Source organism: Roseomonas sp. BN140053 (assembly GCF_047690175.1).
Taxonomy (GTDB): domain Bacteria; phylum Pseudomonadota; class Alphaproteobacteria; order Acetobacterales; family Acetobacteraceae; genus Roseomonas.
In genome coordinates, this window is record NZ_JBLLEB010000078.1 from 1 (window position 1) to 3,786 (window position 3,786).

Here is a 3,786-nt window from a genome sequence, read left to right on the forward strand (position 1 = left end):
CTGCCCGCCGTGCGGGCCGCCCTCGTCGCTCACCTTCTCCGCGCCCGAACACCGCCGCGATGCCCGCACTGCCGCAAGTGGATCAGCGCAACGCATGAACCAAGACTGCCAAAGTAGTGCTAAGCTCCTCGCGGGGTGTCCAGAGGGGCAGGGCCCCTCTGGCCCCGGCCAGCCCAGCAAAGCGTTCCCAGCGTCACCCGGCGCGGTCGCGCTCGGCCCGGGCGATGACGATGCGCTGGATTTCGCTGGCGCCTTCGTAGACGCGCAGGGCGCGGACTTCGCGGAACAGTTCCTCCGCCGGGTGGCCGCGGGTGACGCCCAGGCCGCCGTGCAACTGGACGCAGCGGTCGGCAGCGCGGCTGGCAGCCTCGGTGGCATGCAGCTTGGCCAGCGAGGCTTCGCGCGACACGCGGGGCGTGCCGCCGTCCTTGAGCCAAGCGGCGCGGTACACCAGCAGGGCGCTGGTTTCCACGTCCAGCGTGGTGTCGGCGATCGTGGCCTGGGTCATCTGCTGGTCGAAGAGCGGCGCGCCGAACAGGTGGCGGTGGCGGGCGCGGTGCAGCGTCAGCTCCTGCGCGCGGCGGGCGAAGCCCAGGGCCGCGGCGCCCACGGTGGCGCGGAACACGTCCAGCGTGCCCATGGCGACCTTGAAGCCCTCGCCGGGCGCGCCGAGGCGGTGGCTGTCGGGCACCGCCACACCATCGAAGCGCAGCGTGGCGAGGGGATGCGGCGCCATCACGTCGATGCGCGCTTCCACCTCTAGCCCGGGCGCGTCGGCGGGCACGACGAAGGCGGACAACCCCCGCGCGCCGGGCGCTTCGCCGGTGCGCGCGAACACGACGTAGTGGCCGGCGATGCCGCCGTTGCTGATCCAGGTCTTGCGGCCGTCCAGGCGCCAGCTGTCGCCGTCGCGCGTGGCGGTGGAGGCCAGCGCCGCCACGTCCGATCCCGCTTCCGGCTCGGACAGGGCGAAGGCGGCCAGCGCGGTGCCGGCGCGGGCGGCGGGCAGGAAGCGCCGCTTGAGCTCGTCGGAGCCGAACAGCGTGATGCTGCCGGTGCCCAGCCCCGCCATGGCGAAGGAGAAATCCGCGAGGCCGGCGTGCCGGGCCAGGATCTCGCGCGCCAGGCAGAGCGAGCGCACGTCCAGCGCGCCGCTCTCCGGCACGGCCATGCGCAGCAGGCCGGACTCGCCCATCGCGGCGGTCAGGCGGCGGGTGGCGCCGTCCGTGTCGGTCTCGGCGTCGTGCGACAGGGCGGCGGCGTGGGCGGTGGCCCAGGCTTCCACCTCCTCCGCCCAGTCGCGGTGGCGCGGCTCGAAGAAGGGCCAGGCGAGGGTGTCGTGCAGTCCGGGGGGCAGGGGCATGGCGCGGCTCAGTTCCCCGCGAAGACCGGCCGCTGCTTGGCCACGAAGGCGTCGAAGGCGCGGCGGAAATCCTGCGTGGTCATGCACAGCGCCTGGGCCACGGCCTCGGACTCCACCGCCTGCTCGATCGACATCGCCCATTCCATCGCCAGCATCCGCTTGGTCATGGAGTGACCGAAGGTCGGCCCGTCGGCGATGCTGGCGGCCAGCTTCGCGGCCTCGTCGGCCAGCGCCTCGGGCTCCACCACGCCGTTGAAGAAGCCCCAGGCATGGCCCTCGGCGGCCGCCATGGAGCGGCCGAGATACAGCAGCTCCGAGGCGCGGCCCTGGCCGATGATGCGCGGCAGGATGGCGCAGGCGCCCATGTCGCAGCCGGCGAGGCCCACGCGGTTGAACAGGAAGGCCACCTTGGCCCGGTTGCTGGCCAGGCGCAGGTCCGCGGCCATGGCGATGATGGCCCCGGCGCCCGCGGCAATCCCGTCCACCGCCGCCACGATCGGCTGCGGGCAGGCGCGCATCGCCTTCACCAACTCGCCGGTCAGGGCGGTGAAGCGCAGCAGCCCCGCGGTGTCGCGTTCCAGCAGCGGGCCGATGATCTCGTGCACGTCGCCGCCGGAGCAGAAATTGCCGCCCGCGCCGGTGACCACGAAGACCTTCACCACCTCGTCATTCGTGGCAGCGCGAAAGATCTGCCCGAGCTCGGCGTAGCTCTCGAAGGTGAGCGGATTCTTCCGCTCCGGGCGGTTCAGGGTCAGCGTCGCGACCTTGCCCTCGACGGTGAGCTGGACGTGCTGCGCGCGGTATTCCGCCAGTGGCACGGTGACGGCGTTCATGGGCGTACACTCCTCGCGCAGCGATAGGGTGCCGCAGCAACTCCTGGCCGGGCGGTGCGATCCGCGCGGCGCCGGTCCGGGCCGCTGCGGCTGGCCCGGCGATCGCCCGCACATCCCACGCCCGCGCACGGCCGCCGCGGTCCGGAAGATGTTTTAACATTGAAGCATCCTCCCGCAGCCGGCAAGCACTCGGCCCGGCCACGCGGCTGGCGTCCTGTTCCGGGGGAGCTTCTCTGGTCTGGCGTTGGCCAGGGGCGCTGCCCCTGGACCCCGCCGGGGAGTTTGAACTCCCCGGACCCCACGTTGAGTGCCTCCGGCGGGGGCGGGATGGCCGACGTCGTCCCAGTAGACCGCCCTGTCCCAACCCGCCCCCGCCGGAGGCACTCATGAGGTCGAGGAGCCTAAGCTCCTCGCGGGGGCTCCAAGGGAGCAGGGCCCCCTTGGCCACGACCAGCCCAGAAAGCGCCCCTCGAAGCCGGCCGCCGGCGCGTGGCGTCAGGCGCCGCCGGGCACCCAGAGGACGTCGAGCTGGCCGCCCATGTTCAGGGCGCGCGACAGCACGAAGAGGTGGTCCGAGAGCCGGTTGAGGTAGCGGAGCACGTTGGGGCTGACCGGTTCCGCCGCGGCCAGGCGCACGGCGCAGCGTTCGGCCCGGCGGGCGGCGGTGCGGGCGAGGTGGGCATAGGCCGCGGCCGGCGCGCCGCCGGGCAGCACGAAGGAGCGCAGCGCCGGCAGCTCGGCATTCATCGCCGCGACCTCCGCTTCCAGCCGCAGCAGCTGGGCATCGGTGATGCGCAGCCGGGTGCGGCCTTCCGACTCGCCGGGCACGGACAGGTCGGCGCCGAGGTCGAACAGGTCATTCTGCAGCCGGGCGAGCATCTCGTCCTCCTCGCCCATCGTGTGCAGGCGGATCAGGCCGAGCACGCTGTTGGTCTCGTCCACCGCGCCGATCGTCTCGATCCGCAGGGCGTCCTTGCGCACCCGCGTGCCGTCGCCCAGCGAGGTGTCGCCGCCATCGCCGCCGCGGGTGGTGATAACGTCCAGCCGGACCATGGGCCGATGCTCCCTCAGTTAAGGCTGAATACCACGCGGAACTGGTGCGTGGCCCAGACCGGCCGGCCGTCGCGCAGGGCGGGGTCGAAGCGGCAGCGCCGGATGTTGCGCTGCGCCCAGTCGTCCAGCGCGGGCACGCCGCTGGACTGGGCGAGCGTCGCCGCCACCACCCGCCCGTCATCGGACAGGCGCAGCCGCAGCCCGACGGCACCGGTGACCCCGCGGCGGCGCTCCTGGGGCGGGTAGCCGATGGCGTCGACGCAGCCGGCGTGGGCCGGGCCGGGGCCGCGGGTTTCCCCCGCCATCCCACCGGCGCCGAGCCGGATGCCGTCGATCACCCCGGCAAAGGCCAGGTCGGGTGCGGCCGGGTCCCGCGGCGCCGGGCGCGGCGCGGGAGGCGGCGGCGCCGGCGGGGGCGGCAGGGGCAGGGGCTCCGCCGCCGCGGCGACGGGGGGCGGCACCGCCGGGCGCGTGGCGGCCGGCGAGCGCGGCGGCGGGGTGGCGGGCGGCGCGGCCGCGACCTGGCGCGGCGGCATC

General features: G+C 74.3%; 4 protein-coding genes. All 4 read right to left on the reverse strand.

Annotation, left to right across the window (positions count from 1 at the left end):
* Positions 1 to 193: 193 nt before the first annotated feature.
* Positions 194 to 1,363, reverse strand: a complete 1,170-nt coding sequence (locus ACLIBK_RS25340) for an acyl-CoA dehydrogenase family protein (RefSeq protein WP_415390083.1) — start codon at positions 1,361 to 1,363, stop codon at positions 194 to 196.
* 8 nt (positions 1,364 to 1,371) lie between these two features.
* On the reverse strand, positions 1,372 to 2,196 hold the full coding sequence (locus ACLIBK_RS25345; protein WP_415390084.1) for an enoyl-CoA hydratase family protein: 825 nt from the start codon (positions 2,194 to 2,196) through the stop codon (positions 1,372 to 1,374).
* Between the two features lie 495 nt (positions 2,197 to 2,691).
* Complete coding sequence (locus ACLIBK_RS25350) at positions 2,692 to 3,249, reverse strand: cob(I)yrinic acid a,c-diamide adenosyltransferase (protein ID WP_415390085.1); 558 nt, start codon at positions 3,247 to 3,249, stop codon at positions 2,692 to 2,694.
* A 14-nt stretch (positions 3,250 to 3,263) separates the two neighbouring features.
* A partial coding sequence (locus tag ACLIBK_RS25355) for an energy transducer TonB (RefSeq protein WP_415390086.1) occupies positions 3,264 to 3,786 on the reverse strand: 523 nt, incomplete at its 5' end.

Coding starts and splice junctions, on each gene's coding strand:
- ACLIBK_RS25345 (WP_415390084.1), bottom strand. CDS start 2,196: ATGAACGCCGTCACCGTGCCACTGGCGGAATACCGCGCGCAGCACGTC.
- ACLIBK_RS25340 (WP_415390083.1), bottom strand. CDS start 1,363: ATGCCCCTGCCCCCCGGACTGCACGACACCCTCGCCTGGCCCTTCTTC.
- ACLIBK_RS25350 (WP_415390085.1), bottom strand. CDS start 3,249: ATGGTCCGGCTGGACGTTATCACCACCCGCGGCGGCGATGGCGGCGAC.